At 45.8% G+C, this 26,574-nt stretch carries 23 protein-coding genes; 11 read left to right on the top strand and 12 right to left on the bottom strand.

Annotation, left to right across the window (positions count from 1 at the left end; genetic code table 11):
- The first annotated feature begins 103 nt into the window (after positions 1–103).
- Entirely contained in the window at positions 104–1,117 is a 1,014-nt protein-coding gene (locus VX730_01460; GenBank protein MEC9291048.1) for a PfkB family carbohydrate kinase, read from the top strand.
- A 27-nt stretch (positions 1,118–1,144) separates the two neighbouring features.
- On the opposite strand, the gene VX730_01465 is transcribed toward VX730_01460, so the two are convergent.
- Positions 1,145–2,797 (bottom strand): NAD+ synthase, encoded by a 1,653-nt coding sequence (locus VX730_01465; GenBank protein ID MEC9291049.1) that lies wholly within the window; start codon positions 2,795–2,797, stop codon positions 1,145–1,147.
- A gap of 93 nt (positions 2,798–2,890) precedes the next feature.
- Positions 2,891–4,102, bottom strand: coding sequence for a pyridoxal phosphate-dependent aminotransferase (locus tag VX730_01470; protein ID MEC9291050.1), 1,212 nt, complete (start codon positions 4,100–4,102; stop codon positions 2,891–2,893).
- Between the two features lie 300 nt (positions 4,103–4,402).
- On the opposite strand from VX730_01470, the gene VX730_01475 reads away from it, so the two are divergent.
- On the top strand, positions 4,403–7,192 hold the full coding sequence (locus VX730_01475; GenBank protein ID MEC9291051.1) for a bifunctional aconitate hydratase 2/2-methylisocitrate dehydratase: 2,790 nt from the start codon (positions 4,403–4,405) through the stop codon (positions 7,190–7,192).
- A 160-nt stretch (positions 7,193–7,352) separates the two neighbouring features.
- Here the strand turns inward: VX730_01475 and VX730_01480 are convergent, their stop codons facing one another.
- A complete protein-coding gene (locus VX730_01480) occupies positions 7,353–8,867 on the bottom strand; it encodes a trypsin-like peptidase domain-containing protein (GenBank protein ID MEC9291052.1) in 1,515 nt (504 codons plus the stop codon).
- A gap of 155 nt (positions 8,868–9,022) precedes the next feature.
- On the opposite strand from VX730_01480, the gene VX730_01485 reads away from it, so the two are divergent.
- Together VX730_01485 and VX730_01490 are read left to right on the top strand one after the other, a co-directional pair.
- A complete protein-coding gene (locus VX730_01485) occupies positions 9,023–10,312 on the top strand; it encodes an O-acetylhomoserine aminocarboxypropyltransferase/cysteine synthase family protein (protein ID MEC9291053.1) in 1,290 nt (429 codons plus the stop codon).
- A 156-nt stretch (positions 10,313–10,468) separates the two neighbouring features.
- Entirely contained in the window at positions 10,469–12,025 is a 1,557-nt protein-coding gene (locus tag VX730_01490; GenBank protein MEC9291054.1) for a hypothetical protein, read from the top strand.
- 42 nt (positions 12,026–12,067) lie between these two features.
- Here VX730_01490 and VX730_01495 read toward each other — a convergent pair whose 3' ends face one another.
- The 5 genes from VX730_01495 to VX730_01515 form a co-directional block, all read right to left on the bottom strand.
- Positions 12,068–12,664, bottom strand: a complete 597-nt coding sequence (locus tag VX730_01495; GenBank protein ID MEC9291055.1) for a hypothetical protein — start codon at positions 12,662–12,664, stop codon at positions 12,068–12,070.
- Between the two features lie 90 nt (positions 12,665–12,754).
- Complete coding sequence (locus VX730_01500; protein MEC9291056.1) at positions 12,755–13,495, bottom strand: methyltransferase domain-containing protein; 741 nt, start codon at positions 13,493–13,495, stop codon at positions 12,755–12,757.
- Positions 13,488–14,411 carry a signal recognition particle-docking protein FtsY gene (gene ftsY, locus VX730_01505; protein MEC9291057.1) on the bottom strand — a complete coding sequence of 308 codons (924 nt, stop codon included), beginning with the start codon at positions 14,409–14,411 and terminating at the stop codon, positions 13,488–13,490. The genes VX730_01500 and ftsY overlap by 8 nt, the downstream gene beginning before the upstream one ends.
- A 9-nt stretch (positions 14,412–14,420) precedes the next feature.
- Entirely contained in the window at positions 14,421–14,789 is a 369-nt protein-coding gene (gspI, locus tag VX730_01510) for a type II secretion system minor pseudopilin GspI (GenBank protein MEC9291058.1), read from the bottom strand.
- Between the two features lie 6 nt (positions 14,790–14,795).
- Positions 14,796–15,965 (bottom strand): hypothetical protein, encoded by a 1,170-nt coding sequence (locus VX730_01515; protein ID MEC9291059.1) that lies wholly within the window; start codon positions 15,963–15,965, stop codon positions 14,796–14,798.
- 441 nt (positions 15,966–16,406) lie between these two features.
- On the opposite strand from VX730_01515, the gene ffh reads away from it, so the two are divergent.
- The 4 genes from ffh (at position 16,407) to trmD (ending at position 19,817) form a co-directional block, all read left to right on the top strand.
- On the top strand, positions 16,407–17,768 hold the full coding sequence (gene ffh, locus VX730_01520) for a signal recognition particle protein (protein ID MEC9291060.1): 1,362 nt from the start codon (positions 16,407–16,409) through the stop codon (positions 17,766–17,768).
- Positions 17,769–18,185: 417 nt separating this feature from the next.
- Positions 18,186–18,611 (top strand): 30S ribosomal protein S16, encoded by a 426-nt coding sequence (gene rpsP, locus VX730_01525; protein ID MEC9291061.1) that lies wholly within the window; start codon positions 18,186–18,188, stop codon positions 18,609–18,611.
- The gene (gene rimM / locus VX730_01530; GenBank protein MEC9291062.1) at positions 18,547–19,134 is read left to right on the top strand and encodes a ribosome maturation factor RimM; all 588 of its coding nucleotides are present in this window, start codon (positions 18,547–18,549) and stop codon (positions 19,132–19,134) included. Before rpsP ends, rimM begins: the two co-directional genes overlap by 65 nt.
- Positions 19,131–19,817, top strand: a complete 687-nt coding sequence (gene trmD / locus VX730_01535; GenBank protein ID MEC9291063.1) for a tRNA (guanosine(37)-N1)-methyltransferase TrmD — start codon at positions 19,131–19,133, stop codon at positions 19,815–19,817. The genes rimM and trmD overlap by 4 nt, the downstream gene beginning before the upstream one ends.
- Here the strand turns inward: trmD and VX730_01540 are convergent.
- The 3 genes from VX730_01540 to VX730_01550 are packed head-to-tail and all read right to left on the bottom strand — an operon-like array spanning position 19,814 to position 23,074.
- Positions 19,814–20,275 carry a TlpA disulfide reductase family protein gene (locus tag VX730_01540; GenBank protein ID MEC9291064.1) on the bottom strand — a complete coding sequence of 154 codons (462 nt, stop codon included), beginning with the start codon at positions 20,273–20,275 and terminating at the stop codon, positions 19,814–19,816. The genes trmD and VX730_01540 overlap by 4 nt on opposite strands.
- A complete protein-coding gene (gene ccsA, locus VX730_01545) occupies positions 20,265–22,022 on the bottom strand; it encodes a cytochrome c biogenesis protein CcsA (GenBank protein MEC9291065.1) in 1,758 nt (585 codons plus the stop codon). The genes VX730_01540 and ccsA overlap by 11 nt, the downstream gene beginning before the upstream one ends.
- A complete protein-coding gene (locus tag VX730_01550) occupies positions 22,019–23,074 on the bottom strand; it encodes a cytochrome c biogenesis protein ResB (protein ID MEC9291066.1) in 1,056 nt (351 codons plus the stop codon). Before VX730_01550 ends, ccsA begins: the two co-directional genes overlap by 4 nt.
- An 82-nt stretch (positions 23,075–23,156) precedes the next feature.
- On the opposite strand from VX730_01550, the gene VX730_01555 reads away from it, so the two are divergent.
- On the top strand, positions 23,157–23,513 hold the full coding sequence (locus VX730_01555) for a hypothetical protein (protein MEC9291067.1): 357 nt from the start codon (positions 23,157–23,159) through the stop codon (positions 23,511–23,513).
- Here the strand turns inward: VX730_01555 and VX730_01560 are convergent.
- Positions 23,510–24,235: a Crp/Fnr family transcriptional regulator gene (locus tag VX730_01560; protein ID MEC9291068.1), complete on the bottom strand. Its 726-nt coding sequence runs from the start codon at positions 24,233–24,235 to the stop codon at positions 23,510–23,512. The two genes, VX730_01555 and VX730_01560, sit on opposite strands and share 4 nt — an antisense overlap.
- 112 nt (positions 24,236–24,347) lie before the next feature.
- Here VX730_01560 and VX730_01565 point away from each other — a divergent pair, with 112 nt between their 5' ends.
- Both VX730_01565 and ccoN read left to right on the top strand, forming a co-directional pair.
- The gene (locus VX730_01565) at positions 24,348–25,082 is read left to right on the top strand and encodes a sulfite exporter TauE/SafE family protein (protein ID MEC9291069.1); all 735 of its coding nucleotides are present in this window, start codon (positions 24,348–24,350) and stop codon (positions 25,080–25,082) included.
- Positions 25,083–25,105: 23 nt separating this feature from the next.
- A complete protein-coding gene (gene ccoN / locus VX730_01570; protein ID MEC9291070.1) occupies positions 25,106–26,572 on the top strand; it encodes a cytochrome-c oxidase, cbb3-type subunit I in 1,467 nt (488 codons plus the stop codon).
- The last annotated feature ends 2 nt before the right edge of the window (positions 26,573–26,574 follow it).

The raw sequence follows: 26,574 nt of genomic DNA on the forward strand, positions 1-26,574 counted from the left end.
TTTTCGTTTTTAACTAAACAGAATTTCAAGCTGTTTGATATGACTTAATTTTATTTAAAATGACGAATGTATACATTTCTTGACAGGTTAAAAAGCTCTCTATATGATGGCGACACATAAACAAAGTTTAAATAAGAAGGAAGCAGACGTGTTTTCTGTAGATCAAAACCCTTTTAAAGGGCAGGTTGTTGCGGTACTTGGTGACTTTATGTTGGATGAATTTGTGTTTGGCGCAGCTGAGCGTATTTCTCCTGAAGCGCCTGTGCCTGTTGTAACTGTCAAAGACCGTCAACAAACACTTGGTGGTGCAGGAAACGTGGTGTTTAACCTTAAGTCTCTCGGTGTGAACCCTCTGCCAGTTGGTATTCTCGGTATGGATAGTGCGGCAGAAACTGTGAAAACGATGTGCGGCCAGAATGAGATCTCTCTGGACTCTATGCTTTATACAAACCGTCCAACAACATACAAAATGCGCGTGGTGGCAGCAGGCCAACATGTGGTGCGTGTGGATGATGAAGTGAAAGAAGGTCTTTCACCACAAGAGCGTGATGCGCTTAAAGAAAAGCTGGGTGAAATTCGTACGCAGGCTGATGTGATTATTGTTTCTGATTACGGTAAAGGTGTGATTGACCAAGACATGCTTGAGTTTGTGAAAGAGCTTTGGGCTGACGGTTATATTCTTGCAGATCCTAAGCCACGTCCGGGTATTTCATACGAAGGGCTCTCTTTGATTACGCCAAACCTAAAAGAGTCTTCTGAGCTGACAGGTGAAAAAGCGCCTGAGACGGACGCTGAAGCAGAAGTGATGGCAGGTAAGTTACTTGACCAATGTAAACTTCCATCTGTGCTTCTAACACGTGCTGGTGACGGTATGACACTCTTTGATGGAGTAACTGTAAAGCACCTTAAGTCATTTGTACGTGAAGTACGTGATGTGTCTGGTGCAGGTGATACGGTTATTGCAACAATGTCTGCAGGTGTTGCTGCTGGTCTTCAGCTTGCAGAAGCGGCTGAACTTGCCAATGCTGCTGGTGGTGTTGTTGTTTCTAAAATTGGTACAGCTCAAACCACTTGGCCTGAAATTGTTGAAGAGCTGGAACGAAGCTCTAATCTCTAAACAAAAAGCCCCCAAGCGGGGGCTTTTTTATTGGATTGAAAATCTGTTGGTGAGTGGATAGCGCCTATCTACACCGAAGGCCACTTTGCTCAGTTTTGGGCCTGGGGCAGCTTGGTAACGTTTGTACTCATTCATACGAATCAGGCGCAAAACATCTTTCGCCATTTGTAGATTTACACCTGTCTCCTTTGCAATGGTTTCTGCGCTCCAAATATTTCTCTCAATAGCAAGTTTTAGAATGGCATCGAGTACTGGGTAATCAGGTAGGCTGTCGCTATCTTTCTGATCAGGAGCCAGTTCAGCGCTTGGCGGTTTGCTGAGAATGTTATCTGGGATAATTTCAGCATCACGGTTAATCCATGCACACAGATCAAACACCTCTGTTTTGTAGAGGTCTTTAATTGGGTTATAAGCACCGTTCATATCACCGTACAGCGTACAGTACCCAACAGCCACTTCACTCTTGTTACCTGTTGTCAGGGCGAGTGTGCTGGCCCTAGCATTAGTAAAGGCCATGACCAGACTACCACGCAATCGGGCTTGTAAGTTTTGCTCTGTGAGGCCTGATGGGGCCTGTGAGAAGGTTTCCTGCCACGTGCTATCAAAGGCGTCTTTGAGCTGTTTGATTGGCAGCATGTGTGTATGGATACCCAAATTGGCTGCAAGGGCGTTTGCATCATCCACACTGTGTGATGTTGAGTAATCACTTGGCATGAGGATACCTGTTACGTTCTCTTTGCCGAGTGCTTCAGAGGCAAGGATGGCAACCAGTGCGCTATCCACACCGCCACTAAGGCCTAGCACGGCTTTCGTGAAGCCATTTTTATGGCAGTAATCTCTCAGTCCCATCACTGTAGCATGGTAAATATCTTGCCATTTACTCTCTGGAAGAGGAGAGAGTTTACCTGTGATTTGGTTGCCTTTGAGCTCTAGAAGTTGCTCTTCTTCCACCCATGGGCTGAATTGCGCTGTTGGTGTATCTATATCAACTGAGCAGGCAAACGAGCGCCCATCAAAAATGTAATCATCTTGTCCGCCAACAAGGTTCAAATAGAGAGCAGGGCAGCCTGTTTCTTTTACACGCTCTTGCATGAGCTCCACACGGCCTTCATGTTTACCAGAAAAGTATGGTGAACCATTTGGTGAGAGAAGAATATCTGCGCCTTTGTTTTTTAGTTTTTCACAAACATCGCTATACCAAACATCGCGGCAGATTGGAATACCAATACTCACGCCTTTCCACTCCTGCGGTGTATGTTCTGTATGGAAAGCAAAGACACGTTTTTCGTCGGCAACACTGTAGTTAAACAGATGCTCTTTACCATGAGTAGAGAGTACTTTACCGCCTGCACAAAATAGGGCGCTGTTAAAGGTGAGTGGTTTATCAACAAGGCCTGTGGCGTGTGTTTTATGGTTATCGACACGGCGAGGCACTGAAAGGATGAGGGCTGTTTCTGCTGTTGTTGCAGAAACAAGTTTATCAACCTCAGCATCTAAGGCTCCTAGAAAGTCTTCACTAAAGAGAAGGTCTTGAGGAAGGTACCCTGTGAGAATCATCTCTGGGAAAATCACAATATCTGCGCCCAGCTTCACGCCGCGTGCATAAGCGTTAGAAATCTTCAAGGCATTACCTTTAAGGTCACCAACTGTTGGGTTAAGCTGAGCTGCAAATATTTTCATTTCTTTACTTTTTTAAATCCTGTGTTTGTATCAGTTTGCATTGGTCCATGTTAAAGGCTTCAACGTGAGCCAAAACAAGGCAAGCCTAGCTTGTTAGGCAACCTGACTTTGTTTCAGTTCTTTAAAGAAGCTGACTAGGCGGTCCATACCTTTTTGTAGCTCTGCTTCTGGGCAAGCGTAAGAGATACGGAAGCACCCGTCGGCACCAAACTCTTCACCTGGTACAGTGGCCACATGCGCCTCTTCTAGGAGGAGTTTGCAAAGGTCATAACCATTGTTAACAGGTTTACCTTTGTAGCTTGTGCCCATGTAAACATTGGCATCAGGGAATACGTAAAATGCGCCTGATGGTTTTGGACATGTTAGGCCGCACTCTTCCATGGCGCTTAGCGCAATATCACGGCGCTTCACAAAGTTATCTTTCACTTCAGTTAGGAAGCTATGGTCACCAGAAAAGACACTTGCCGCAATCTGCTGGCTAATGTTTGGAATGTTCATGTACGTTTGGCCAACAATCTTTGGCAGAAGTTTGAGAACTTTTTCAGGCCCTGCAATACCACCAATGCGAAGGCCCGGTAGGCCATAGTTTTTAGAAACAGATTGCATGATGAATAGGCGATTTTTTAGTTCTGGTGCAAAGTGCAGCAGGTGATGGAATTTTTCACCATCGTAAATCAGTTTGTCATAGATATCATCAGACAGAATCCAGACATGCGGGTGTTTTTTCATTACTTCAGCAAGAGCCTTCACTTGGTCTTCTGTGTACACCATGCCTGTTGGGTTTGATGGGTTGTTAAATAGGAAGATCTTTGTCTTTTCTGTAATCGCGGCATCTAGCTGCTCTGGTGTGAGCTTGTAGTGCTGCTCACTACCACATGTAAGAGCTGTTGGCGTGCCACCACAGAACTTGATCATACCGCGGTAAGATGACCAGTATGGCGCACCGTAAACCACTTCATCACCTTCATCGAGGAGTGCGCGGAATAGAAGGTACAAAGCTCCTTTACCGCCCATTGTGATGCAGATCTCACTCATATCATAAGAGAAGCCGTCTTCTTTGAGGCGTCCCCTAAAGGCTTCAAGAAGGGTAGGCTGGCCTTTACTGTTGAGGTACTTAAGGCCGATGTCGCTATCAATCGCGGCCTTACCTGCATCGTAAGCATGTGATGGTGGAGAAAAATTTGGCACCCCGATTGAAAGGTTTACCACGTCAATGCCGTCTGCTTTCATGGCCGTGGCAGTGTTGTTAATTTCAACAATTCCACTTGGCTCAAAGCTGTTCATAAGGTCTGCAAATTCAGGCATTTTCTTTCTCCTTTTTGTTATGCGCCATAAGTGTGCGCCTTTTATGAAAAAACCGCAAGGAAACCGATTCGAAAATAAATTATTTGAGCGACCTGTACTGTTTTACCTTTGTTAAAGTGCCTAAGCACTTAGCGCAAAACCAAAACAGCACATCTCATCTCAAAATCGCAATGCTTTAAAGTTATTTGCAAATCGGTTTCATGGTGTTCTGCTTGGGAAATTGAAAAAAGCAGGATATAATGACCGCGAGATTTGAGATCAACGACTTATTCATAAGTCCAATAAGAAGCGAGAGAGACGATGAGCCTATATACTGATTATCTAAGCGAAATTGAAACAAGAAAAGGGCAGGGCTTACATCCAAAGCCAATTGATGACGGTGCGCTTGTGAGTGAGCTCATTGCTCAGATTAAAGATAAAGGTAACGCTTACCGTGAAGACTCTCTCAAGTTTTTCATCTACAACACGCTGCCGGGTACAACAAGTGCAGCGGGCGAAAAAGCAAAATTCCTAAAAGAGATTATTCTGGGGAACGAAATACTTCCAGAAATTACGCCTGAATTTGCATTTGAGCTTCTCTCTCACATGAAAGGTGGCCCTTCTGTAGAGGTGTTGATTGACTTGGCTCTTGGTGATCATGCTGCAACGGCAAAGTCAGCTGCAGAGGTGCTTAAAACACAAGTCTTTTTATATGATGCAGATACAGAGCGCCTGAATGATGCCTATAAAGCAGGAAATGCCATTGCGCATGAAATTCTTGAAAGCTACGCGAAGGCAGAGTTCTTTACCAAGCTTCCTGATGTAGATGAGAAAATTGAAGTGGTTACTTACATTGCAGGTGTAGGGGATATTTCAACAGACCTTCTTTCTCCGGGTAACCAAGCCCACTCACGTGCGGATAGAGAGTTGCATGGTCAGTGCTTCATTTCTGAAAAAGCTCAAAAAGAAATTCAAGAACTTAAAGCGCAACACCCTGATAAGCGTGTGATGCTGATTGCTGAAAAAGGGACTATGGGTGTTGGTTCTTCTCGTATGTCGGGCGTGAATAATGTCGCCCTTTGGACAGGTAAGCAAGCTAGCCCATATGTACCATTTGTAAACATTGCACCAATCGTTGCGGGAACAAATGGTATTTCACCAATCTTCCTTACAACTGTAGGCGTAACAGGCGGTATCGGGATTGACCTAAAAAACTGGGTGAAGAAAAAAGATGCTGAGGGTAAAACAGTAAAGGATGCTGAAGGCAACGCCGTACTTGAAGAGGCATACTCAGTTAAAACAGGTACAGTTCTGACCATTAACACAAAGAGCAAGAAGCTCTATGACGGTGATAAAGAGCTTGCTGATATTTCATCTGCTCTCACGCCGCAAAAGGTTGAGTTTATTAAAGCCGGTGGCTCATACGCAATTGTATTTGGTAAGAAGCTCCAAAGTTTTGCCGCTGAAGCGCTTGGTATTTCGGTTCTGCCTGTTTTTGCCCCTTCTAAAGAGGTCTCTCATGAAGGCCAAGGCCTCACAGCTGTTGAAAAGATCTTCAACAAAAATGCTGTTGGTGTTGCGAGTGGTAAAATACTGCATGCTGGCTCGGATATTCGTGTGAAAGTGAACATTGTAGGTTCTCAAGATACAACAGGTCTGATGACCTCTCAGGAACTTGAAGCAATGGCTGCAACGGTGATTTCTCCAACAGTGGATGGGGCTTACCAATCTGGCTGTCACACAGCATCTGTATGGGACTTTAAAGCTCAAGAAAACACGCCAAGACTGATGAAGTTTATGCATAAGTTTGGGCTCATCACTGGTCGTGATCCAAAAGATGTTTACCCTGCAATGACAGACGTGATTCACAAGGTTCTAAACGACATTACAGTTGATGACTGGGACGTGATTATTGGTGGTGACTCACACACGCGTATGTCTAAGGGGGTCGCCTTTGGTGCTGACTCTGGAACTGTGGCGCTTGCTCTGGCAACAGGTGAAGCAACAATGCCAATTCCTGAATCTGTAAAAGTAACCTTTAAAGGTGAGATGAAGCCTTATATGGACTTCCGTGACGTCGTACATGCCACGCAGTCTCAAATGCTGAAACAATTTGGTGATAACGTCTTCCAAGGTCGTGTGATTGAAGTACACATTGGTACGCTTTTGGCTGACCAAGCATTTACATTTACAGACTGGACAGCGGAGATGAAAGCTAAGGCGTCTATCTGCATTTCTGAAGATGAAACGCTGATTGGCTCACTTGAAATTGCTAAACACCGCATGCAGATCATGATTGATAAAGGCATGGATAACGATAAAGGCGTGCTTGCTGGTCTGATTGCAAAAGCAGACAAGCGTATTGCTGAAATCCGTTCTGGTGAAAAACCAGCTCTTACACCTGATAGCAATGCCAAATACTTTGCTGAGGTGGTGGTTGATCTTGACGAGATTAGAGAGCCAATGATTGCAGACCCTGATGTAAACAACGACGATGTTTCTAAGCGTTACACGCACGATACGATTCGTCCAATCTCATACTACAAAGGTGAGAAAAAGGTTGATCTTGGATTTGTTGGGTCTTGCATGGTTCACAAAGGAGACTTGAAAATCGTGGCCCAGATGCTGAGAAACGTTGAGAAAAAAGAAGGCAAAGTGGAGTTTAAAGCACCGCTTGTTGTGACAGCTCCAACGTACAACATTATTGATGAACTGAAAGAAGAAGGCGACTGGGATATTCTCCAAAAGTATGCTGGCTTTGAGTTTGATGATAATGCACCGAAGCAAACAGCGCGTACTGAATATGAGAATATTCTGTACCTTGAGCGCCCTGGCTGTAACCTTTGCATGGGTAACCAAGAGAAAGCTGAAAAAGGGGATACGGTTCTTGCCACATCAACGCGCCTTTTCCAAGGTCGTGTGGTAGAAGATTCTACTGAGAAGAAAGGTGAATCTCTCCTTGCTTCAACACCTGTTGTAGTACTTTCTGCGATCCTTGGTCGTACGCCAAACATTGAAGAGTATGAATCTGCTGTTGAGGGTGTAGACCTGACTAAATTTGCGCCAGCAACACGTGTGAACCCGCGCGACACAATGTCGGTTCATTACTAAAGGGAAAATACTTTACAATGGCTGCAAATGTTAGCTTGTTATACTTATGTACTACTAAGTACATGACACATAACAATCTATTCATTTTCACTCATCGTGAATGTATTTTAAAGTAATTCGATAAGAAAAACCCCCGCAAGTGCGGGGGTTTTTAGTTCGATTATTTTTCAGCGTAGCGTGGTGTCACCATCACAACTTCTGCATGAGGGTTCATATGGCTATGAACTTCAGAAGGCAGGTGACGGACCAGAACAGGAACAGGTTTTCCAATTTGGAGATCCATCATGGCGTTAAACTCATCAAGGTTATGGATAGCAACCCAGACACCGTTTACTTCAACGGCCTCCACAATGGTGAAGGTGTTGATGCCAGATTCATGGACAGGGCTTCTGTTTGCGATTTGGTTAATCACAATGCCATTGCCAATATCCCAGCGCTCGGCAATCTCTGCGCGCTCCTCTGGGGTGAGGGCAATGTAACGCTCAGCGCCCAGGTACTCTTCAAGTACGTTGGCTGCAGGCAGGATGCTTTCCACACCTGTGCTTCCCCAGTAGTAAGTGGGCACAGTGCTGCTATCTTCAATTTGCAAAGAGGCATTGTCGTAGCTGGGTTCAAGAGTGAACTCCAGTACGTGGCCATGGCGTATAATGCGAAGTGTGATTTCATCACTGGGCAGAGTATTGGCAATTTCATAACCAACCATCAGGCTATTTTCAGCATCAAAACCGTTGACGCCAATAATAATATCACCAACGCGCAAGCCTGTAAGGGCTGCCACACCATCACGTTCCATTGAGCGAATAACCGCGCCGCGGTTTCCGTTTTCTGCAAACGCACGGAAACTGCCATTGAATGCACCAAGGCGGACCCAGTATTCATAGCTGAGGTCTGCAAAATTCGCATCAATTGAGCTGATAAAGGTACGTCCAGCGTTTTCACGCATATAGCTATGAGAGGTTTGCAGCATATCCAGAGGCTGGATGAAGCCGAGGCCAATATTCGCACGGGTTGGCGAGATGATGAACGTGTTCATGCCAATGGCTTTCAGTTCGCCGTCTTGCATCACAAGAGCAATACCGCCAGAGTTACCCGGGTTCAGTGCAGCGTCTGTTTGGAAGTCACCATACATGCTGGAGAGACCTTGGCGAGGCAAATGCCGACCGTTGTAGCTGAGAACACCTTTTGAAACACTACATGCAAAACCAAGCGGGCTACCAATCAGGTAAACCTCTTGTCCTTCGCGCAGAAGGTCCAGGTTGGCGGGCTTGAAGCTCGGCAAACCTGAAAGGCTGCGGGGAAGTGTCAGACTGGCAAAGTCGCGATTGCTGTCACGCCAAAAATCAGACATAGGAACCTGATATTCTGCACCACTTTGGTTGCACAGTTGATAGCGCACATAAGTGGCACCTTGTACAACGTGATTGTTGGTCCAGAGGTAGTTTTGGCCTTCCACATTCATAAAGAACGCAGAGCCGCTACCAGTGGCACGAAGAACGCGGCCGGCTTCATCAACAGGGCTGATGGTGGTAATGGCTGCGGTTTTGCCAATTGCATCTTGTAAGGCATCCAGTTCAGAAGATTCAATTTGCTGAATATTTTCAGCAAAGAGCTGTTCCTGCGCAAGGGCAGGGGTGGCAACCAAAGCGGCTGCGCTTAGGGCTAAAGCTTTCCACATGTGTGTAAACTCCAGAAAAAGTGAAGAAATAAAGATCGATAAATCTCGCCAAACTTAAAGAAACTTAACATTCTCCGCAAGTGTTTTATGGTTTACCAAAGTTTAAAAATCAGTACACTATCTGCATCAATTGAATAGGGAAAAGGATAATAACAATGAAATTTGAAACAAAAGCCATTCATAGCGGACTAAAATGCGACCCAAGTCACGGGAGTGTTATTACCCCTATTCACCAGACATCAGGGTTTCAATTCCCTTCTACAGAAAGCGCTGCTGACCGCTTCATGCTTGAAGAAATGGGTCAGATTTACACGCGTGTTGGTAATCCGACAGTTGACCAGTTTGAAGCACGTATGACAGAGCTTGACGGCGGTGTCGGCGCTGTTGCTGTGTCATCTGGTATGACAGCAGCAGCCTACACGGTGATGAACATCTGTAAGGCAGGTGATAATTTTGTAACGTCACCAAACCTGTACGGTGGTGTGAGTAACCTGTTTAAAAATATTCTTAAAGACTACGGTATTGAAGCACGCTTTGTGGACCACAGCGACCCTGAGAACTTCCGCCGTGCAACAGATGAGAACACACGCCTTTACTGGGGTGAAACTCTTCCAAACCCGAAACTGAATGTTTTCCCAATTCATGAAGTCGCTAAAATTGCAAATGAAGTGGGTGTGCCTCTAGCCATTGATAACACATGTGCAACGCCGGCACTTTGCCGCCCGTTTGAACATGGTGCACACATTGCTGTTTACAGTGCGACAAAATACATTTGCGGCCACGGTACAACAATTGGTGGTATCATTGTAGATAGTGGTAAGTTTGACTGGGCTAAGCATGCTGATCGTTTCCCTATGATCAGTCGTCCTGACCCGTCACTACACGGTATGAAGTGGATCGAAAAATTTGGCGAAATGGCTTACATTCTTAAGCTTCGTGCCACAATGATCCGTGACTTTGGTGGTTGCCTTGCACCTATGAATGCATTCCTACTTTCTCAGGGCCTAGAAACACTCTCTCTGCGTATGGAAAAGCACTGCGCAAATGCAAAAGCAGTCGCTGAATACTTGAGTAACCATCCGAAAGTAAACTTTGTAAACTATCCAACAATTAACGGTGGCGATACTGAGAAGTGGGCGACTGAACTCATGGGCGGCATGTACGGCCCAATGGTTGGTGTGGACATTAAAGGTGGCACAAAAGCTGGCCAAGATTTTGTAACAGGCCTTAAGATGTTTTACCACGTGGCCAACATTGGTGATACACGCTCTATGGCGATCCACCCTGCAAGCACAACGCATAGCCAAATCCCTGCGGAAGACCGCGTAAAAGCAGGTATTACAGACGGGTATGTGCGCCTATGTATCGGTATTGAGCATATTGATGACATTCTGGCTGACCTTGAGCAAACTTTGGAAAAAATCCAAGTTTCAGAAGCAGCCTAAAGCCTCCCAATGAAAAAGCGCGGATTTTTCCGCGCTTTTTTGTGTTTGAACCCTTGAATTTTATATTCTTTATCACCATACCTTCACACATAACCGCTGTGTTGCATCATGCAATGCAGTTCAACTTTCGTACTTTTTTCTGGAAAGGAGAAACCCATGGGTTTCCTTAAATCCGTATGGGGATGGGGCAAATGGACCTTCTGGACCATTGTCAAAACCTTCTTCATCATGTTTTTCGGCAGCTTGTTGCTGTTTGGCATGGCGAACCTGCTATACAGTGCCGCGATCAACATCGCAACACTCAGCATCTCTCTCTCACCCTTCGTGATTGACATTAGCCAATGGCAACCCATGCTATGGTTGATGGCAATCGGCTGGACAACCATCACAGCCATGTGGGTTTACCTGCGTTTCAAGTCACCAGAAGGTTTCTTGATGAATGTGCTGCGGTGGGCAAACTGGATCTTTGTGGTCTTGGCCATGGTTGCCGTGATTTTCGTTATGTTTGTTGGCCCGTTGCTGGCAACTGGCGAAGTCATGGAGGAAGGAAAAAGCTTTGCTCAGACCATCCTTAAGTGGGAGTTCTGGCAAGCCACATGGCTCAACGCTGAATGGCGTAACGAGCATGTGTGGAACAACGCGGCTTGGTCTGAACTGGTGTTCAAAACGTTGGACTACCAGTGGTGGATCAACGATGTTGTGCCATGGATTAACCGTGAAGCTGAGAACTCCGTAACCTGGCTGGATGGTGTAACCGGCGCAAGCATCATTGCTGGTGTTATTATGCCGATCTTCTGGGGTCTGGTTGCTATGGGTGGCTCTGCACGTGTTGTGCTGGGAATCCTTCTCAAAGCAGCTGGTGCAGGTATCTTCCAAAAGATCGCCTTTACCTTGGTGTCGCGTCTGCGTGGCCGTCATACTCACGTCCCTGATAAGGATGTGGGAATTCAAGCCAAAATTGCTGTGTTCCAAAGCTTTCGGAGTGAAGGTGGTGCGCGTGCAAAGTTGGCTGTAAGGCTTCTGAAGTCTTGCGAAGAGCTGTTTACTGCAATTGACCTCATCCCTGATGTGGAAAAGCGGGACATGGCACGCGCCTATGCTCTACAGCACTTGGCTGGCGCTGATAAGCGCTTGCGCAAGGCAGTTACCAAGCGCACAGTTGTGTTGCGGGAACTTACGCTGATGATCGAAGAGTTCGACACGAAAGTGGCGGACTTGGAAGATCAGATTGAGGAGCTTGAAGCTCAGAAGAAAGCAATCAAAGGTGGATTCTTGGGACTGAAAAAACGTCCTGTGAAGAAACATTTGAAAGCTTTGAAGAAAGAGCTGAAAGATGTGAGCGCAGAATATGATGGCAAGGTCGTTTGGGCCAATGCGCTATCACGCAAGAAACCTGTCAACGTACCTGGCAAGTTCCAAGAGCTTTACCCTGCTTACTCTGCACATGAGAAGCGTTATACGCTGCCTCTGGTTGCAAACATGTGGGGTCTGCTTGAAGATATGGAAGCCGATATGTACTCTGAGTTCGGCATCTGGGTCGACACTCTGGAAGACATGAAGCGCATTGGAATGCTGACCTACCTGAAGGATCTTGTGTCTCTGGCGCGTGAAGACCGTCAGGAACAAAAGAAGCAAACCAAACTGCTGATGGAGCTGGTAAAAAACTCAGCCCCAAGCAAGTTGCCAGTAAAGGCAATGCAGCAGCATCGCTAAGCGAAAACGCAAAAGGCGCCCTACGGGGCGCCTTTTCATCGTTTAGAGATCTCGTGGAAGACCATGTACTCCTGTGGGGTAGGTTTCTGTAATCCATGTGTAAAAGGCATTAATCAGCTGCGGGTCATCAATTACCTTATGGCCACGCCTTGCACCTTGCACAATACGGGTGTCATGGAACTGGTGTGGCAGTTGCGGTGCCTCTGCACCAAAGTACCAAAAGCGATGCCCAACAAGAGTGGCAGGAACGCTATGATTACGGCGAATCTTTTCTTCGCGGCCATAGTGTATGCCTTGCTTGTAGGTTTGGTAGCCACCACCAAGGTCCAGCAGGTTGAAGTTATCACCGTACGGATTATTGGCATTGGGCCTTTTGGCGTAGAAGCGTGGAATGCCCCAGTAGTTGGCATAGTCAATCTTCTCATCTACAGAGCTTGCGTAGATGAGGCGGTCCATGCCGTGTTTGCTGGTAGACATGCCCACAAGCCAGTCACGTTCAGGCCTTGCATGTTTGCGAATTTGCGGTTTGCAGACAGAAAGCGTGCAGCTTCCGCCTGTTACGTTGGGCGCGAGTCCTGTGTCTGATGCGACGACATAAACCAGCAGGCGTTCAGGTTTGAAGGATGAGTCAAAGTACATCCAGCCTCCATATGTAAGGGAAAACGTATAAGATAATGTGTATACGGAAACTACAGCCTGAAACGGCCTTTGTCAAAGCAGAAATGCAGCTTACTTCTGAGCAAGGTAAATGTGAGTGTAGCTTTTATCGAGGGCTTCAGTGCCTTCTTCAGGGTATGCTAGGAGATAGGTAAGTGCTGTGAGAGCGTCCATTTCTTGCAGGGCAGGGTTACGTGAGAGCCTGCTTTTGATCTTGCCTGATTTGGTCAGAGACTTTTCAAATGTTGGCAGAGTGGCTGTTTGTGGTTGGCCAAAAACACCAAGTACTTTAAAGCCTGCACCTTTAAGAATACTTTCATATTCACCATCTTTAAAAATACGGTCATGGTGGATGTTGGCAGGTTTGCCGTTTTCATCGACTTTCTCAAATTTTTCGCTTGGTACAGAGCTGAGGAAAAGGCCACCTTGCTTCAGGCTTGCGAATACATCTGAGACCACTGTTTCTGCATCATTAAAGTGTTCCATCACTTCAAAAGCAGTCACGCTTGAAAAGGTTTGGCTCAGGTCTGTGAGGCGGTTTTTATCCAGATTAAATGTTTGGGCGTTAACGCCTTTATCTAGAGCAGAAGCAACTGCTGTTTCATCATAATCTAGGCCAAGGTGGCTTTCTGGAATGTCTTTGAGGATATCTAGTCCGTAACCTGTGGCGCAACCAAGGTCGAGGTGGTGCTCTGTGGCGTTATGCTCAACAAGAAGATCTTTCGCCCAAAGGTAGCGGCCGAGGTGTTCGGCTTTTACCCAAAGGTTTTTATCTGCTGTATTTGTTGGGTCAACGTATTCGAGATTACTCATTGATGCCAACCAGTAGGTTACAAAACTCAGTTGCGTCAAATGGCTGCAGGTCTTCTATGCCTTCACCCACACCAATGTAATGGATTGGTAGGGCATATTTATCAGCAAGACCAATCATCACGCCGCCTTTGGCACTGCTATCGAGCTTAGTCATCACAAGACCTGTAATTTCAGCTGTCTCTTTAAAGGCATCGACTTGAGAGAATGCGTTTTGCCCAACAGTGGCATCAAGAACAAGAAGGCTTGCATGTGGCGCGCTTTCATCTTGCTTTTTGATAGTGCGGAAAAGTTTTGCTAGTTGTTCCATCAGGTCATGACGGTTTTGCAGGCGACCTGCTGTATCAATAATTAGAATGTCGTAGCCTTCTGCAATGGCTTTTTCATGGGCTTTATAAGCAATGGTTGCTGGGTCTACGCCTTCTTTTTCTGGCGTAACAATAGGAACACCTGCACGGTCTGCCCACACTTGAAGCTGGGCTACGGCGCCGGCTCTAAACGTATCAGCTGCCGCAAGAAGAACTTTCTTCCCTTCCGCTTTGTACTGGCTAGAAAGCTTACCAATTGTCGTTGTTTTACCGCTACCGTTTACACCATTCATAACAAGAACAAATGGCTTTTTATCTGTAATTTCCAGTGCTTCAGCACGTGGCGTTAAAATTTCTGAAAGAGTATCAGCAAGGAGCTTTTTAAGGGCTTCAGGATCATCCTTTTCAGCGAGGCCTTTAGCTTTTTCTTTGAGGGTTTCAATCACTTTACCTGAGGCTTCAAGGCCGAGGTCTGATTGAATGAGAATATCTTCAAGGTTTTCTAGAGTTTCAGCATCAAGTTTACCGCCACTAAATACGTCGCCAATAGCGCTGCCAAGGGATGCTGTTGTCTTTTTGAGGCCTTCTCTCAGGCGCTTAAACCAACTCATAGGAAATCCTTAATTGTTTGTCATCATGTAGGCGTTCAGTGTGGTGAGCGTACTCTCGCCATCAGGGGTTTTAACCCGAACTGTAATATTTTTCAACTCAGGAAGCGCAGCAGGCGTGACATCTACACTATAAGGAAGCTCATACCCGCCTTGTTTAAATGTGCCACCTGTACTGTTGAGCACCAAAGGTTTACCAGCAAGCTTTTCAATGCGCAGCTCATCAAGATAGTTCTGTGCGCTAATGTTTGCTGCAATCTTAGACTTAATATGTGCACTGCCACGTGTAAACTGCCCGCTACTTGCCAGAACAGTAGTGAGGCCAATGGCAACAATCACAAATGCAATGAGCACTTCAATAAGCGTGAAGCCTTTGTTCATAAGAAATTAGCCCTTGTACCAGAAGTCATTACGGGCAAGAGGGTCTACATAGCGCCAGCGGTTTTCAGAGAATGTTGTTCCAGCAGGAAAGACACTTTCACGCCAGTCACGCACGAGGCGGTCAACTGTAAAGAGTGAGCCCACCATAATGCCGTGCTTTTCAACAGCTCGGCGTGCATAGAGGCTGTTAACTGGAGAACCGTTTGCGCGGCTACCATCGACTTTACCAATGCTGTTGCGGTAGAGGTAAAGAGGTAGGTCTTGCACGGTTGTCGCTTCTGAAACTTTAAGCTCAGATACCCAATCATAGTCAGGGTGGAGTGTTTGCCAGCTTCTCATTGCGTCAATACGCATTTCAAGCAGACCTCTGAGTGCAAGGCTATGTGCTGAGAAAATTGTACCCGCGTAGAACGTGAGGCCAATAAGGGCAAAGAACAATGTAAATGACCAAAGTCGGTATTTAAGTGAGTAGAACATTGCTGAAAGGAGGATGAGGCCAACAATACAGGCTGTGGCTGCGCTGTATTTATCTTTCAGGTAAGCGTGTCCCATGCCTGGAATCGCTGCAAGGCCTGTTGCCATCCAAACATGTTCGTTCTTTTCAACAGGGTACGCTTTTAAACGTTCAGCGAGTTCAATGCCGCGTGCTGATGGAATAGAAGGCAGGTGTTCAATAATAGCAAGGTCATCACCTTCAAGAGCGCGGCTCCAAAGGTAATGGTAGTAAGCTTTTTCTGTGTATGGACTATCTACGTGATCAGCAAGAAGGCGCGCACGGAAGACCTTACCACCTTGTGGCGGGTCGAGTTTGTCCCAAATGCGGCTCATGTAGTAAAGCGCATCAGGAATAAATGGGCTTTTAGGGTATGTTTTACCGAACTCTTCAAAGAAGATGGCAGAAGATTCCATATCACCGAGTACGTAACTCAGGCGTGCGATGTTGAATCTAGCACGCTCTACATCACCGTCTAGTGTGGCTGTATGTGCAATACGCTTCCATTCAAGAAGAGCGCTGTTTAGGTCGCCTTCTTTTTCAAGAGACTTAGGAAACGTTGGGTCTGGTAGGACACCAGAGCTAAAGTTTGGTGTTTCCACAGGAGCGAGAGACGGGATGCCCTGAGCATTCAGGGTGCTTGTGAGGCACAAAAGTGCGAGTAGAAAAATGTATTTACGCATAAGCATAGCTTACTTCTTTTTTTTATGCTGTAAACTAATTTAGAAGTTTTATTGCCAGAGGTTACATACCCTGAACTGCTTTATTTGTATCTTGGTGGGGCGCGGCGCTTACGCTTTTTTGTAGGTCTACGCTCCGCCCCACCGCTCGGCGCCCTTAAGCGCCGGCTCACTTACGCTCGCGAAGTATGAGAAAACATTGAGTTGGTAGCCTGTTAGAGTGTGTAGCGAAGCGGAGCCAAAACGTTCAGGTGTTTTGAGCGCAAAGGCACAAACTAAGGTAGGCACAGCGTAGCCGTGCCTTTGCAAGATATAGGTAAAGCAATTATTAGTTGGCAGGATGTTTATGTATAAGGCACAGACATAACCTGCAAGGCACACAAACTTTTTGCTCTTAAATCAATTTTCGGATAGGTTCTCCCCTAGATATGAAAGGAAATATAAATGTTTGACCAGCTTTCAGGCCGCTTACAAAGTGTTTTTGATAAACTCAACAGCCGTGGTTTGCTAACAGAATCTGACGTAGATACAGCGATGCGTGAAGTGCGTTTGGCGCTTCTTGAAGCCGATGTGGCGCTCCCTGTCGTTAAACGTCTGATTAACCAAGTGAAAGAAAACGCAGTTGGTGAAAAGCTTCTGAAATCTGTAAAACCTGGTGAACAGGTGATTAAGCTTGTTCATGATGCCATTGTTGATGTGCTGGGTGAGGGTCGTGCGCTTGAACTTACGGGTGGTAAGCCATCTGTGATCGTTATGATGGGTTTGCAAGGTTCTGGTAAAACAACAACAGCTGGTAAAATTGCGAAACGCCTGAAAGAGAAAGAAGGGAAAAGCGTTTTCCTTGCTTCTCTTGATATTTACCGCCCTGCTGCACGTGAACAGTTGCAAACACTTGCTGAGCGTACAGGTGTGGATAGCCTTTCTATTGAAGATGAAACGCCAGAACAAATTACAAAACGTGCATTGAAAGAAGCTGGGGCTGGCGGACATGATGTTGTGATTCTTGATACAGCGGGTCGTCTTGAGCTCGACGATACGCTGATGAGTGAGCTTAAAAACGTGGTTGATATTGCTCAGCCAGCAGAAAAAATTCTTGTAGCAGATGCCTTGAGTGGTCAAGTGGCTGCTAAGGTGGCTGAAGCTTTCCATGAATCTATTGGCGTAACAGGTATTACCCTTACGCGTATTGATGGTGATGGCCGTGGTGGTGCAGCATTCTCTATGCGTGAAGTCACAGGCCAGCCAATCCTCTTCCTTGGTGCGGGTGAAGGCCTGGATGCTCTCGAAGAGTTTGATCCAGATCGTATTGCCAACCGCATTCTTGGTATGGGTGACGTGGTTGCTCTTGTAGAAAAGATGCAAGACGCTGTCGCGGGTGAAGAAGAAGACATGATGAGTCTTCAAGAAAAGATGTTTAGTGGCCAGTTTGACCTTAACGATCTGAAAAAGCAGATGAAAATGATGCGCCGCATGGGTTCTATGAAAGGCCTTCTTAAGATGATGCCGGGCGTTGGTAAAATGATGAAAGGTCTAGATTCTAGTAAACTAGATGACAAGATTGTAATTCACCAAATGGCGATTATTGATTCGATGACGCCACTTGAGCGCAAAAACCCACAAGTGATGAATGCACGCCGTCGTGCACGTGTTGCAAAAGGGGCAGGCCTACAAGTGAGTGACGTGAATAAGCTTCTTAAAAACTTTGAGAAGATGCAAAAGATGATGAAGCAGATGCAGAAGATGGGTGGCCTAGGTGCCATGATGCAGCAGATGCAAAACGGTGGTGGTAACCCTTTCGGTAAATAGTTTCTTTGGGCGATAAAAGACATTTTGCGTTGCTTATGTACGTTTCAGTACACTACGCGCCTTAAAATGCCTTTTTTCATCCCACTTAAATTATTTATTAATATAAGCCTTAAATTTATTTAATAAATCTTGTTATAGGGCTTGAAAACAGCGCTTTTAAACTTACATTAAAGCCTGTTTGGATATTAGGCTACTCGCTAGCCTGTGGCGAAAATGGTTTGTTATTTAAAACCACAGCGCAGTGTATGTCTTTATACATGAGCAGTGGAAGTTTAAATAACAGGCATTTGCAGGTCAGGGTAGTAGAGTAGGATGCACAAAAAATGAGCTTTTTTGTTGCAATATTGAAACTGTCGTGGTAAGACACGGCGCACAAGTGTGATTTAAACACCTATTAGTAAATAAGGAAAAGACGTAATGACTGTAAAAATTCGTATGAGCCGTGGTGGCCGCAAAAAGCAACCTTTCTACTCTATCGTAGTTGCTGATCACCGTATGCCACGTGATGGCCGCTTCATTGAGAAGCTAGGTTACTTTGACCCAATGTCAAAAGACAAAACAACTGCACTTAAGTGGGACGCTGAGCGCGTAACACACTGGCTAAACACTGGCGCACAGCCATCTAGCCGCGTAACTAAATTTGTACTTGAGCAGAAGCTAGGTTCTGACAAAGTACGTGAAAAACTTCAAAAACGTGTTGACGGTCGTATTAAGGCTGTTCAAGGCCGTCTAGCTGCTGAAAAGGCTGCTAAAGAAGCTGAAGAAAAAGCTGCTGCTGATGCGGCTGCTGCTGAAGCTGCAGAAGCAGAAGCTCCAGCTGAAGGCGAGGCAGCTGAAGCCTAAACGTAAAGAGGGCTATGTGCACCTTGGCTTTGTGCTAGGCGCTCATGGCATCCGCGGAGAAATCCGCATTCGTTCTCTTACGCTAAATCCGCTTGATATTGCGTCTTATGGTGCTCTGGTTGATGAAACTGGAGCACCTTTTTTGCTGTCTTCTGTAAGGGGCAACAAAAAAGCAGATGTGATTGCTAAAGTGGACGGTGTTGCCGACCGTAATATGGCTGAAACCCTCAGGGGTAAAAATCTATATGTTTCTGAAGATGCTCTTCCTGACCTTAAAGAAGATGACAATGCTTACTATGCTGAGCTGATTGGTTTTTCTGTTGAGACAGAGTCAGGGGTCAACCTTGGGCAAATTAAAGATATCTTTGATAACAACGCACATGGTGTTCTAGACGTGGTGAGCCCGGATGGCGACCTGTTCTGTATTCCACTTGTTGAAGAGATGTTCCTCGGTGTAGAGCGAGACGAGAAGGTGGCTATTGTTTCTGATAGCGCCAAAGAGTTTCTGGATCTTGCACGATGACTTTCAAAGTAACAGTTGTCACACTCTTTCCTGATATGTTTCCAGGTATGCTTGGCCAGTCTATTATGGGCCGCGCAATGAAGAGTGATTTATGGGAACTGGATATTGTTGATATTCGCCAGTTTGGTACAGGTAAGCACAAAAGTGTTGATGATACGCCATATGGTGGCGGCGCAGGCATGGTTATGCGTGCTGATGTGGTGGCAGAAGCGATTCGTAAAGCGAAAGAAGCCAACCCTACAGCTCCTGTGATTTACATGAGTGCCGCTGGTGAGAAGTTTACGGCTGCTAAAAGCCATGAGATGGCAAAACTAGATGGTGTGATTCTGCTGTGTGGCCATTATGAAGGTATTGACCAACGTGTTCTAGATTCTCTAGTAGACTTTGAGCTTTCAATTGGGGATTATGTTCTCAGTGGTGGTGAAGTGGCTGTGCATGTTGTTGTTGATGCAGTGCTACGTCACATTCCGGGTGTATTGGGTAACCATGATACGCTGAGCGAAGAGTCATTTGAAAATGGCCTGCTTGAGTACCCGCATTACACACGTCCTGAGTCATGGGAAGGTAGGGATGTCCCAGAGGTGCTCAGAAGTGGCCACCATGCAAATATTGAGAAATGGCGCAGTGAGCAATCGCTTAAGCGCACGAAAGAACGTCGCCCTGATCTTCTAAAATCAGATTAATTCTGGCTATCACCTTTAATTTTACGCACGAGCTCAAAGTTTTTATCTAGAACGTAAGTTTCTGGGTACTGGAAAGATTGATAATCTTCGGCCACATCGCCATGCTGATCCCACATGCTGAGAACATTGCCTTGTGCGAGCACGTCCCTGTTTTGCTTATTCAAAAAGTGCTCTAAAGCCTCTTGCTTCTTATCAAGGGAAACGAGAACCAGAGTACGTGTGTCATCACCCTTAAAATGCTCAAGCAGTTTTGGCATCTCTACCACGCAAGGTGGGCACCAGCTGGCCCAAAAATGAATCCATGTTTCTTTTTTAGGAAGGTTATAGAGAGTGAGCTCTTCTGTAATGGCAAAGTTAGGGGCAGGTGGTGTGTTCTTAGGTGCCACTTCAAGAGAACGGGCCCACATAAAGAGGCTACCAACAGCAATACATGTGATGAGGATGAGTTTAAGCTTCATGAGATGTCTTTCTGTAGTAGAGGTAAGCAAGGAGGCATATTTGCACAGCAACGAAACTAATAAGCCCTACAGCGATTCCTTCGGTAAAGCCATAACTATGCAAACCAACCCCAAGCAAGTTTACGCCAAACCATGACAGCGCCACAATAATGGTGGTTGCAGCAAAGCAAACTTGCTGTGCCTTTTTAGAAATCTGAATGCTGTATGGCAAGTGCAAGCACCATGCGAGCCAAAGCACAAGCAGGAGGGCACCATTTTCTTTCGGGTCCCACCCCCAGAAACGTCCCCAAGATTGATCGGCCCAAACACCGCCAAGCAGAGTGCCAACAAGTGTGAAAAACACGGCCCAAACCGCAAGGGTGCGGACACGGACCAGTGTAATGTTATTTGTGAGAAGGGCGCCATGTGCAGCGAGAGCTGTAAGCAAGCTCACAGCATAACCCGTAGTGATGCAGAGCACATGCACCGTTAACCAGAATTGTGTGTTGAGCACAGCAGTAAGCAGAGGCATTGCTGCGCTGGTTTCAGCCATGGCGCTTGCTAAAATAAACAGAAGGAAACTGCTCACAAAAGCGGTGAGTTGAACCTGTTTATTGTTCTGCCAGCCTTTATAGAGGGCAAAACCAAGGCAGACACATGCGACAAAGAGAATCGACTCAAACAGTGTGCCGACAGGTGGACGGCCTAAAATATACATGCGGGCAAGGAGTGTGAATGTGAGTAAGCTGGTCATGCCCCAAAGTGCTGTGTGTGAAAGCATGTTTAGAATTGCCCCGCATCTCAGCAAGCTTGCTGTGCTCAGAATAATACCAAGAATGCTCAAGGCAATAAGCAAGGTTAAAGGCTTTGCTGCATGGTAGAGAGATTCAGCATGGAGCTTAGGGCTTGTGCCGCCAGCTGCAAGTTTTTGAATGCTGCTGTTGAGCTTGTTTTGATCCTCTTGTGCGTAAGCTGTAACAGCGTCAGAAAGGGTTTCAAAATACGTGCGGCGTGCGGGTGTTCCTTCAGCATTTAAAATACTCTGCCATGGTGAAATCAGGTCACCATTTAGGTCTGGTACGATGCGAAGAGACCTTGAGCTTCGGCCTTGGCCTGCCAGAGAGTCCATGGCGAAAGAGAGGTAGGCAACTTTTTGTAGATACTGCGGATAGGTAGTAAAGTCAGTCCCATAGGCCGCGACAGCGTCTAGAGCCGTTTGTTTAATATCTGCGCGGTGGCGCAGGAGGTCTGAAAAGCTCGGAGATGTATTGATATCTCTTGGATGAAAAACTTCTGGAATATCGTTCCATGATAAGTTGGCAAAAGCAAAGAAAGGGGTAAAGCTTTCAGAAAGGTCGTAGTAGAGGTTCAGGGTTCTTTGAATGTTTTGAATCTCTGTTTTGAGGTCGCCGTCTTCTAGCTGCTCAATGCGCTCTTTTGCAGCAAGGAAATGAGTAGGAAGCTCCTTGGCGCTATAGAGATTATTTGCACGTGCTTCTAAACCTAGGAAGGATACAGCTTCAGCATTTGTAATGGAGATTGCAGGCATATTGAGAGAGCTTTCCGGAGAAAAGATGGTTTCAAAGAGCCAATCTGAAGCATGGGGAACAACAATGTTATGTTCTTCTGTTAAGAGTCCTGCAAATGTTTTGAGGTGTAAGGTGCGCCCTTCATGAACGACAGGAATATATTTCCATGCAGTTGGAACCTCTAGGCTCCATGCGCTGCTAGAAAAGAATAGGAAGCATATAAGAAGAAGGCGCATCATTTACGACGTCTCCCTTTTTGGAGGGCATGTGCAAGCAGACCAAAAGCGATGAGACCTGTCGCAACATATGGGGCTTCTTTAAGTGGGTTATGCACCACTGCAAGGACTGAAACAGGGGTATCTGAACTGCTGTTAATCACTGAAGATTGGTAGAGCGTGTAATCGCCAACAGAAAGAGGACTGTTCATTTCAATTGCAGTGCGTTTGTCGCCATCATGATTCATAACAGTAACATCAGACATGTATGCTTTGGCCATGTCTGTGCCGCTGTAATTTGTCTTTTTAAACTGATTGAGTGTGACACTAAATGGCAAGTTGGTTTGCGTTTTGTTAAGTGTAAAGAAGGCTGTTTCTGTGCTGGCAGGAATTGGCGCTGCATCAATGAGTGTGAAGCCAGATGCTGCTCCATTTTCAGAAACAATAAAGCTGAGGCCTGATAGGTTTTCTTCTGCTTTGAGCTCTAACGTTTTTGGAGAAAGCTGCATGTTAGCGCCCATGCCAAGGAAGGGAACAGGCCCCTCTTTACGGGCTGAGATTTTACAGTTTTTGCAGTGTTCAACAATCTGAACTTCAAAGGGCCAGTTTGTATCTTGTAGGCGTGTCGCCTCTGTTAGAGTGTCATGGTTAAATGTCCATGTTTCTCCGTTATGTTCAACAATGAATTCCTTTTCAAAATAGCTGGTGAGGGTATCGACAGTTTCACCAACTTTAAAAGATATATAACCTTCTGTACTCCACACAGGTGTGAAGATCATGCTGAGAACAAGACCAATAACACCCACATGCATAAACATCAGACCATATGTTTTTTTCTGCCAGTTTTGTGTGATGCTAAAAAGGGTTAAATTGAGAAGAAGGAGAACAGCAAGGGTGAGAAAACCTGGAAGAGGAATGCCATGCATCCAGAGTGTCCAGCTGTAGAAATAGTTTTCTGTGGCTTCATGTAGCCCCATGTATTTTTGAGCCAGCGTACCAAGGACTAAATACACCATAAAGCATGGTGCAAGAATAGTGAAAAACTTGGCGCTTTTTAGGAATGCAAAAACCTTCATGATGCTAATGTAACAATATTTTTTTCCTTTGGCTTGATGAAAATCAAGTCATGCCTCTAAGGGGCTGGTTAGTATAGTTTGCATGGCTTATGACTCAACCGTATATGAACTCTTAAAAACCTACGCTTCTGTAGGGACGGTTTCTCTTGAAAAGCACCGGCATGAATTTCCGTACCAGCAAATTTTTGATGCAGTAGAAGCAAGAAATCCTAAGCGTTGCGCACGTATTTGGCTGAAGGGAGAAGAAGCGGTGTCACCGTGGTGTGTTTGCTATAAAGAAGGTGTGCTTGATATTTGCGAGATGGCCTTTAGGAAAAGTGAAGCCATCTGGAATGTGGAAAAGAGTCATTTGGAAAATATTCAAAACAACCCAGAAAAATTTCAAGAAAATTTAACGCTGCTTGATATGAGCTGGCTCACAGGCTCTCAGGCGTATTAGTCTCCGCAAGGGAAGATGGTTGAACACGCGCTGCAGCAGAATTCTGCAAGTTTATCTACATTGGTGATGGTAATATGGCTCCCTTTCACTTCAAGGTCAGCTTCTTTTTTGAGTTTTCCAAGTGCGCGTGAAAATGTTTCTGGCTGCATGCCAAGGCGAGAAGAGACAAGCGTCTTATCGTAAGGCAGGTTAATGTCCTGTGGGTCTTTGCTATCTGGGTGAGGCAATAGTTTTAGCAGGAAGCAACCAATGCGCTGTGGCGCATTTTGTAATGTGCGGTGCTCGAGCTCCATGTCTTGTTGAGTGCGGTATTTTGACATGGTTTTAAGCATCGCCATGGCCATTTTAGGGTTGTCCTCAATTTCATCTTTAAGGAGCTGTAGAGGAAGCTTAATGAGCTGAGCGGTTTCAACAGCCTCTGCGCTATAAGGGTAAGCCATGTTTTCAAACAAAGCATTTTCACCAAAGGTATGCCCTGCTGTGAGAACATCAATAACAGCTTGGTTGCCATCAATAGATTCACGGAACAGTTTAACCCAGCCATGTAGCACAATATAAAAGCTTTCAGCTTTATCTTCACGTAGGAAGAACATGTGGTTTTTATGGACTTGGATGGTTTGGGCTTGCTTGTAGAGCTTTTTTAGAAAATCAGGACTACCATGCTTTGTAAGCATGTTGGTTTCGATACTGTGTTCGATGGCGTGTCCTGCCAATGTTGTCACGTTAATAACACCCTTTAAATCTCTTGTGTGTAAATGTACCTAAATTTTGACAAAAGTCAAAGAGAGGAAAACGTCTTCGCGCGCATAATGCGTGCGTGAAAGGACAAAGGACGTGACCCTTTTAGAAACAGTACTGACACAAATTATGGGATGTTTTCATAACATTCCCCTCTCTTATGGCCTGATTTCTGGGCTTTTTGTCATTGGTCTTGCAGGGAGCATTGGGCACTGCACGCTGATGTGTGGGCCGTTTGTGATGTCACAAGCTGGCAAATTTGAAAAAGCGTCAGGCGCACTTCTTATTCCATACCACTTGGGTCGTGTAACCACATACATGTTTATTGCGGCTGTGTTTTACGGTGTGGTGAGTATGGCCTCTGTGCTTGTGCCGCTAAAAGTGTTTATCGTGGCGCCACTTCTCATGATGTCGGGTCTACTCTTTTTGCTTTCAGCCTTTCCAAAACTTATGGTGGCTTTCCCTTGGGCAGCCTTTTTAAGCCGAGGTGTGCAGGCTGTTATGCCACAAGGCTTTGCGCAATCTATGGGTGAAAAACCAAACATGCTTAAGCTTTACATTTACGGTGTTATGCTTGGGTTTATTCCTTGCGGAATGGTATTTGCGGCGGTTATGGCTGCTGCAACAACAGATAGTTTTACACATAGCATGCTTGCTATGTTTGCATTTGGGATGGGCACAATGCCAGCCCTTATGCTTGTTGCGCTCGGTGCTGGTAAGGTGAGCAAACTCTCACCAAAAGCAGCCCGCGTAATGAAACAAACTGCTTATACATGGACAGGCCTCTGGCTGATCCTGATGAGCGGTAAGATGATCCTAAGCTTTGCTTAGAAAATGTGAATAAGGATAAAAGAATGAACGCACAAACTCATCCAGACTACAATATGGATTTGGTGAAGCTCTTTACTCTTGCAACATGCTTTTGGGCTGTTGTGGGGATGCTGGTCGGCGTGGTGATCGCTCTGCAGCTTGCTTTTCCAATTCTTAACATTGAACCTTACCTAACCTTTGGTCGCCTCCGTCCGATTCATACATCGGGTGTAGTATTTGCCTTTGGTGGTAACGCTCTATTTGCAACCAGCTACTACATTGTCCAGCGAACCTGTCGTGTGAGACTATGGAGTGATAAGCTGTCGTTCTTCACGTTCTGGGGCTACCAGCTCTTTATTGTGATGGCTGCTTTTGGTTACCTTACTGGGGTAACGCAAGCAAAGGAATACGCGGAACCTGAGTGGTACGCTGACCTGTGGTTGACAATTGTTTGGGTGGCTTACTTGCTTGTCTTTATGATGACAATCATCAAGCGTAAAGAGCCTCATCTTTATGTGGCGAACTGGTTCTTCCTTGCGTTTATTATTACGGTGGCTGTGCTTCACCTTGGTAACAACATTAGTATTCCTGTGGATATTCGCGGTCTGAAAAGTTACAGCGTACCAAGCGGTGTACAGAGTGCGATGATTCAGTGGTGGTACGGTCATAACGCGGTTGGGTTCTTCCTAACAGCTGGTTTCCTCGGTATGATGTACTACTTCATTCCAAAGCGTGCGGAGCGTCCTGTGTACTCATACAGACTCTCTATCGTGCACTTTTGGTCTCTTATTTTTATCTACATTTGGGCAGGTCCACACCACCTGCATTACACTGCTCTACCAGACTGGGCACAAACACTCGGGATGACATTCTCTGTGATGCTTTGGATGCCAAGTTGGGGTGGTATGATTAACGGTATGATGACCCTTTCTGGAGCTTGGGATAAGCTTCGTAAAGACCCGGTTCTTCAGTTTATGATCGTGTCGTTGGCGTTCTACGGTATGAGCACATTTGAAGGGCCGCTTCTGTCTGTACGTGTTGTGAACGCATTGTCTCACTACACAGACTGGACTGTTGGTCACGTACACTCTGGTGCCCTAGGTTGGAACGGCTTTATTAGCTTTGGTGCTCTATACATGCTTGTACCACTGCTATGGAACCGTAAAGAAATGTACTCACTGAAACTGGTGAGTGTGCACCTATGGCTTGGTACGTTTGGTATCGTACTTTACATTGCAGCGATGTGGGTGTCTGGTATCATGCAAGGCCTTATGTGGCGCTCTTACGATGAAATGGGCTTCCTCACATACTCATTTGTTGAGACCGTTGTTGCGATGCATCCATTCTATGTTATCCGCGCGCTTGGTGGTCTACTGTTCCTCGTTGGTGCTCTGATCATGTGCTACAACATCTACCGTACAATTAAAGGTGATGTGCGTGCCGGAGAAGTGGACAAAGAAGGTAACCCACGTGAAGCGATGCTGAACGGCAAAGTGCTGGCAGCAGCGTAAGG

It is taken from the genome of Pseudomonadota bacterium (assembly GCA_036141575.1).
Classification (GTDB): Bacteria; Pseudomonadota; Alphaproteobacteria; order UBA2136; family JAPKEQ01; genus JAPKEQ01.

Excerpts from the sequence above, each read along its gene's own strand:
- VX730_01460 (MEC9291048.1), top strand. The coding sequence starts at position 104 with ATGATGGCGACACATAAACAAAGTTTAAATAAGAAGGAAGCAGACGTG.
- VX730_01465 (MEC9291049.1), bottom strand. The coding sequence starts at position 2,797 with ATGAAAATATTTGCAGCTCAGCTTAACCCAACAGTTGGTGACCTTAAA.
- VX730_01470 (MEC9291050.1), bottom strand. The coding sequence starts at position 4,102 with ATGCCTGAATTTGCAGACCTTATGAACAGCTTTGAGCCAAGTGGAATT.
- VX730_01475 (MEC9291051.1), top strand. The coding sequence starts at position 4,403 with ATGAGCCTATATACTGATTATCTAAGCGAAATTGAAACAAGAAAAGGG.
- VX730_01480 (MEC9291052.1), bottom strand. The coding sequence starts at position 8,867 with ATGTGGAAAGCTTTAGCCCTAAGCGCAGCCGCTTTGGTTGCCACCCCT.
- VX730_01485 (MEC9291053.1), top strand. The coding sequence starts at position 9,023 with ATGAAATTTGAAACAAAAGCCATTCATAGCGGACTAAAATGCGACCCA.
- VX730_01490 (MEC9291054.1), top strand. The coding sequence starts at position 10,469 with ATGGGTTTCCTTAAATCCGTATGGGGATGGGGCAAATGGACCTTCTGG.
- VX730_01495 (MEC9291055.1), bottom strand. The coding sequence starts at position 12,664 with ATGTACTTTGACTCATCCTTCAAACCTGAACGCCTGCTGGTTTATGTC.
- VX730_01500 (MEC9291056.1), bottom strand. The coding sequence starts at position 13,495 with ATGAGTAATCTCGAATACGTTGACCCAACAAATACAGCAGATAAAAAC.
- ftsY (MEC9291057.1), bottom strand. The coding sequence starts at position 14,411 with ATGAGTTGGTTTAAGCGCCTGAGAGAAGGCCTCAAAAAGACAACAGCA.
- gspI (MEC9291058.1), bottom strand. The coding sequence starts at position 14,789 with ATGAACAAAGGCTTCACGCTTATTGAAGTGCTCATTGCATTTGTGATT.
- VX730_01515 (MEC9291059.1), bottom strand. The coding sequence starts at position 15,965 with ATGCGTAAATACATTTTTCTACTCGCACTTTTGTGCCTCACAAGCACC.
- ffh (MEC9291060.1), top strand. The coding sequence starts at position 16,407 with ATGTTTGACCAGCTTTCAGGCCGCTTACAAAGTGTTTTTGATAAACTC.
- rpsP (MEC9291061.1), top strand. The coding sequence starts at position 18,186 with ATGACTGTAAAAATTCGTATGAGCCGTGGTGGCCGCAAAAAGCAACCT.
- rimM (MEC9291062.1), top strand. The coding sequence starts at position 18,547 with ATGCGGCTGCTGCTGAAGCTGCAGAAGCAGAAGCTCCAGCTGAAGGCG.
- trmD (MEC9291063.1), top strand. The coding sequence starts at position 19,131 with ATGACTTTCAAAGTAACAGTTGTCACACTCTTTCCTGATATGTTTCCA.
- VX730_01540 (MEC9291064.1), bottom strand. The coding sequence starts at position 20,275 with ATGAAGCTTAAACTCATCCTCATCACATGTATTGCTGTTGGTAGCCTC.
- ccsA (MEC9291065.1), bottom strand. The coding sequence starts at position 22,022 with ATGATGCGCCTTCTTCTTATATGCTTCCTATTCTTTTCTAGCAGCGCA.
- VX730_01550 (MEC9291066.1), bottom strand. The coding sequence starts at position 23,074 with ATGAAGGTTTTTGCATTCCTAAAAAGCGCCAAGTTTTTCACTATTCTT.
- VX730_01555 (MEC9291067.1), top strand. The coding sequence starts at position 23,157 with ATGGCTTATGACTCAACCGTATATGAACTCTTAAAAACCTACGCTTCT.
- ccoN (MEC9291070.1), top strand. The coding sequence starts at position 25,106 with ATGAACGCACAAACTCATCCAGACTACAATATGGATTTGGTGAAGCTC.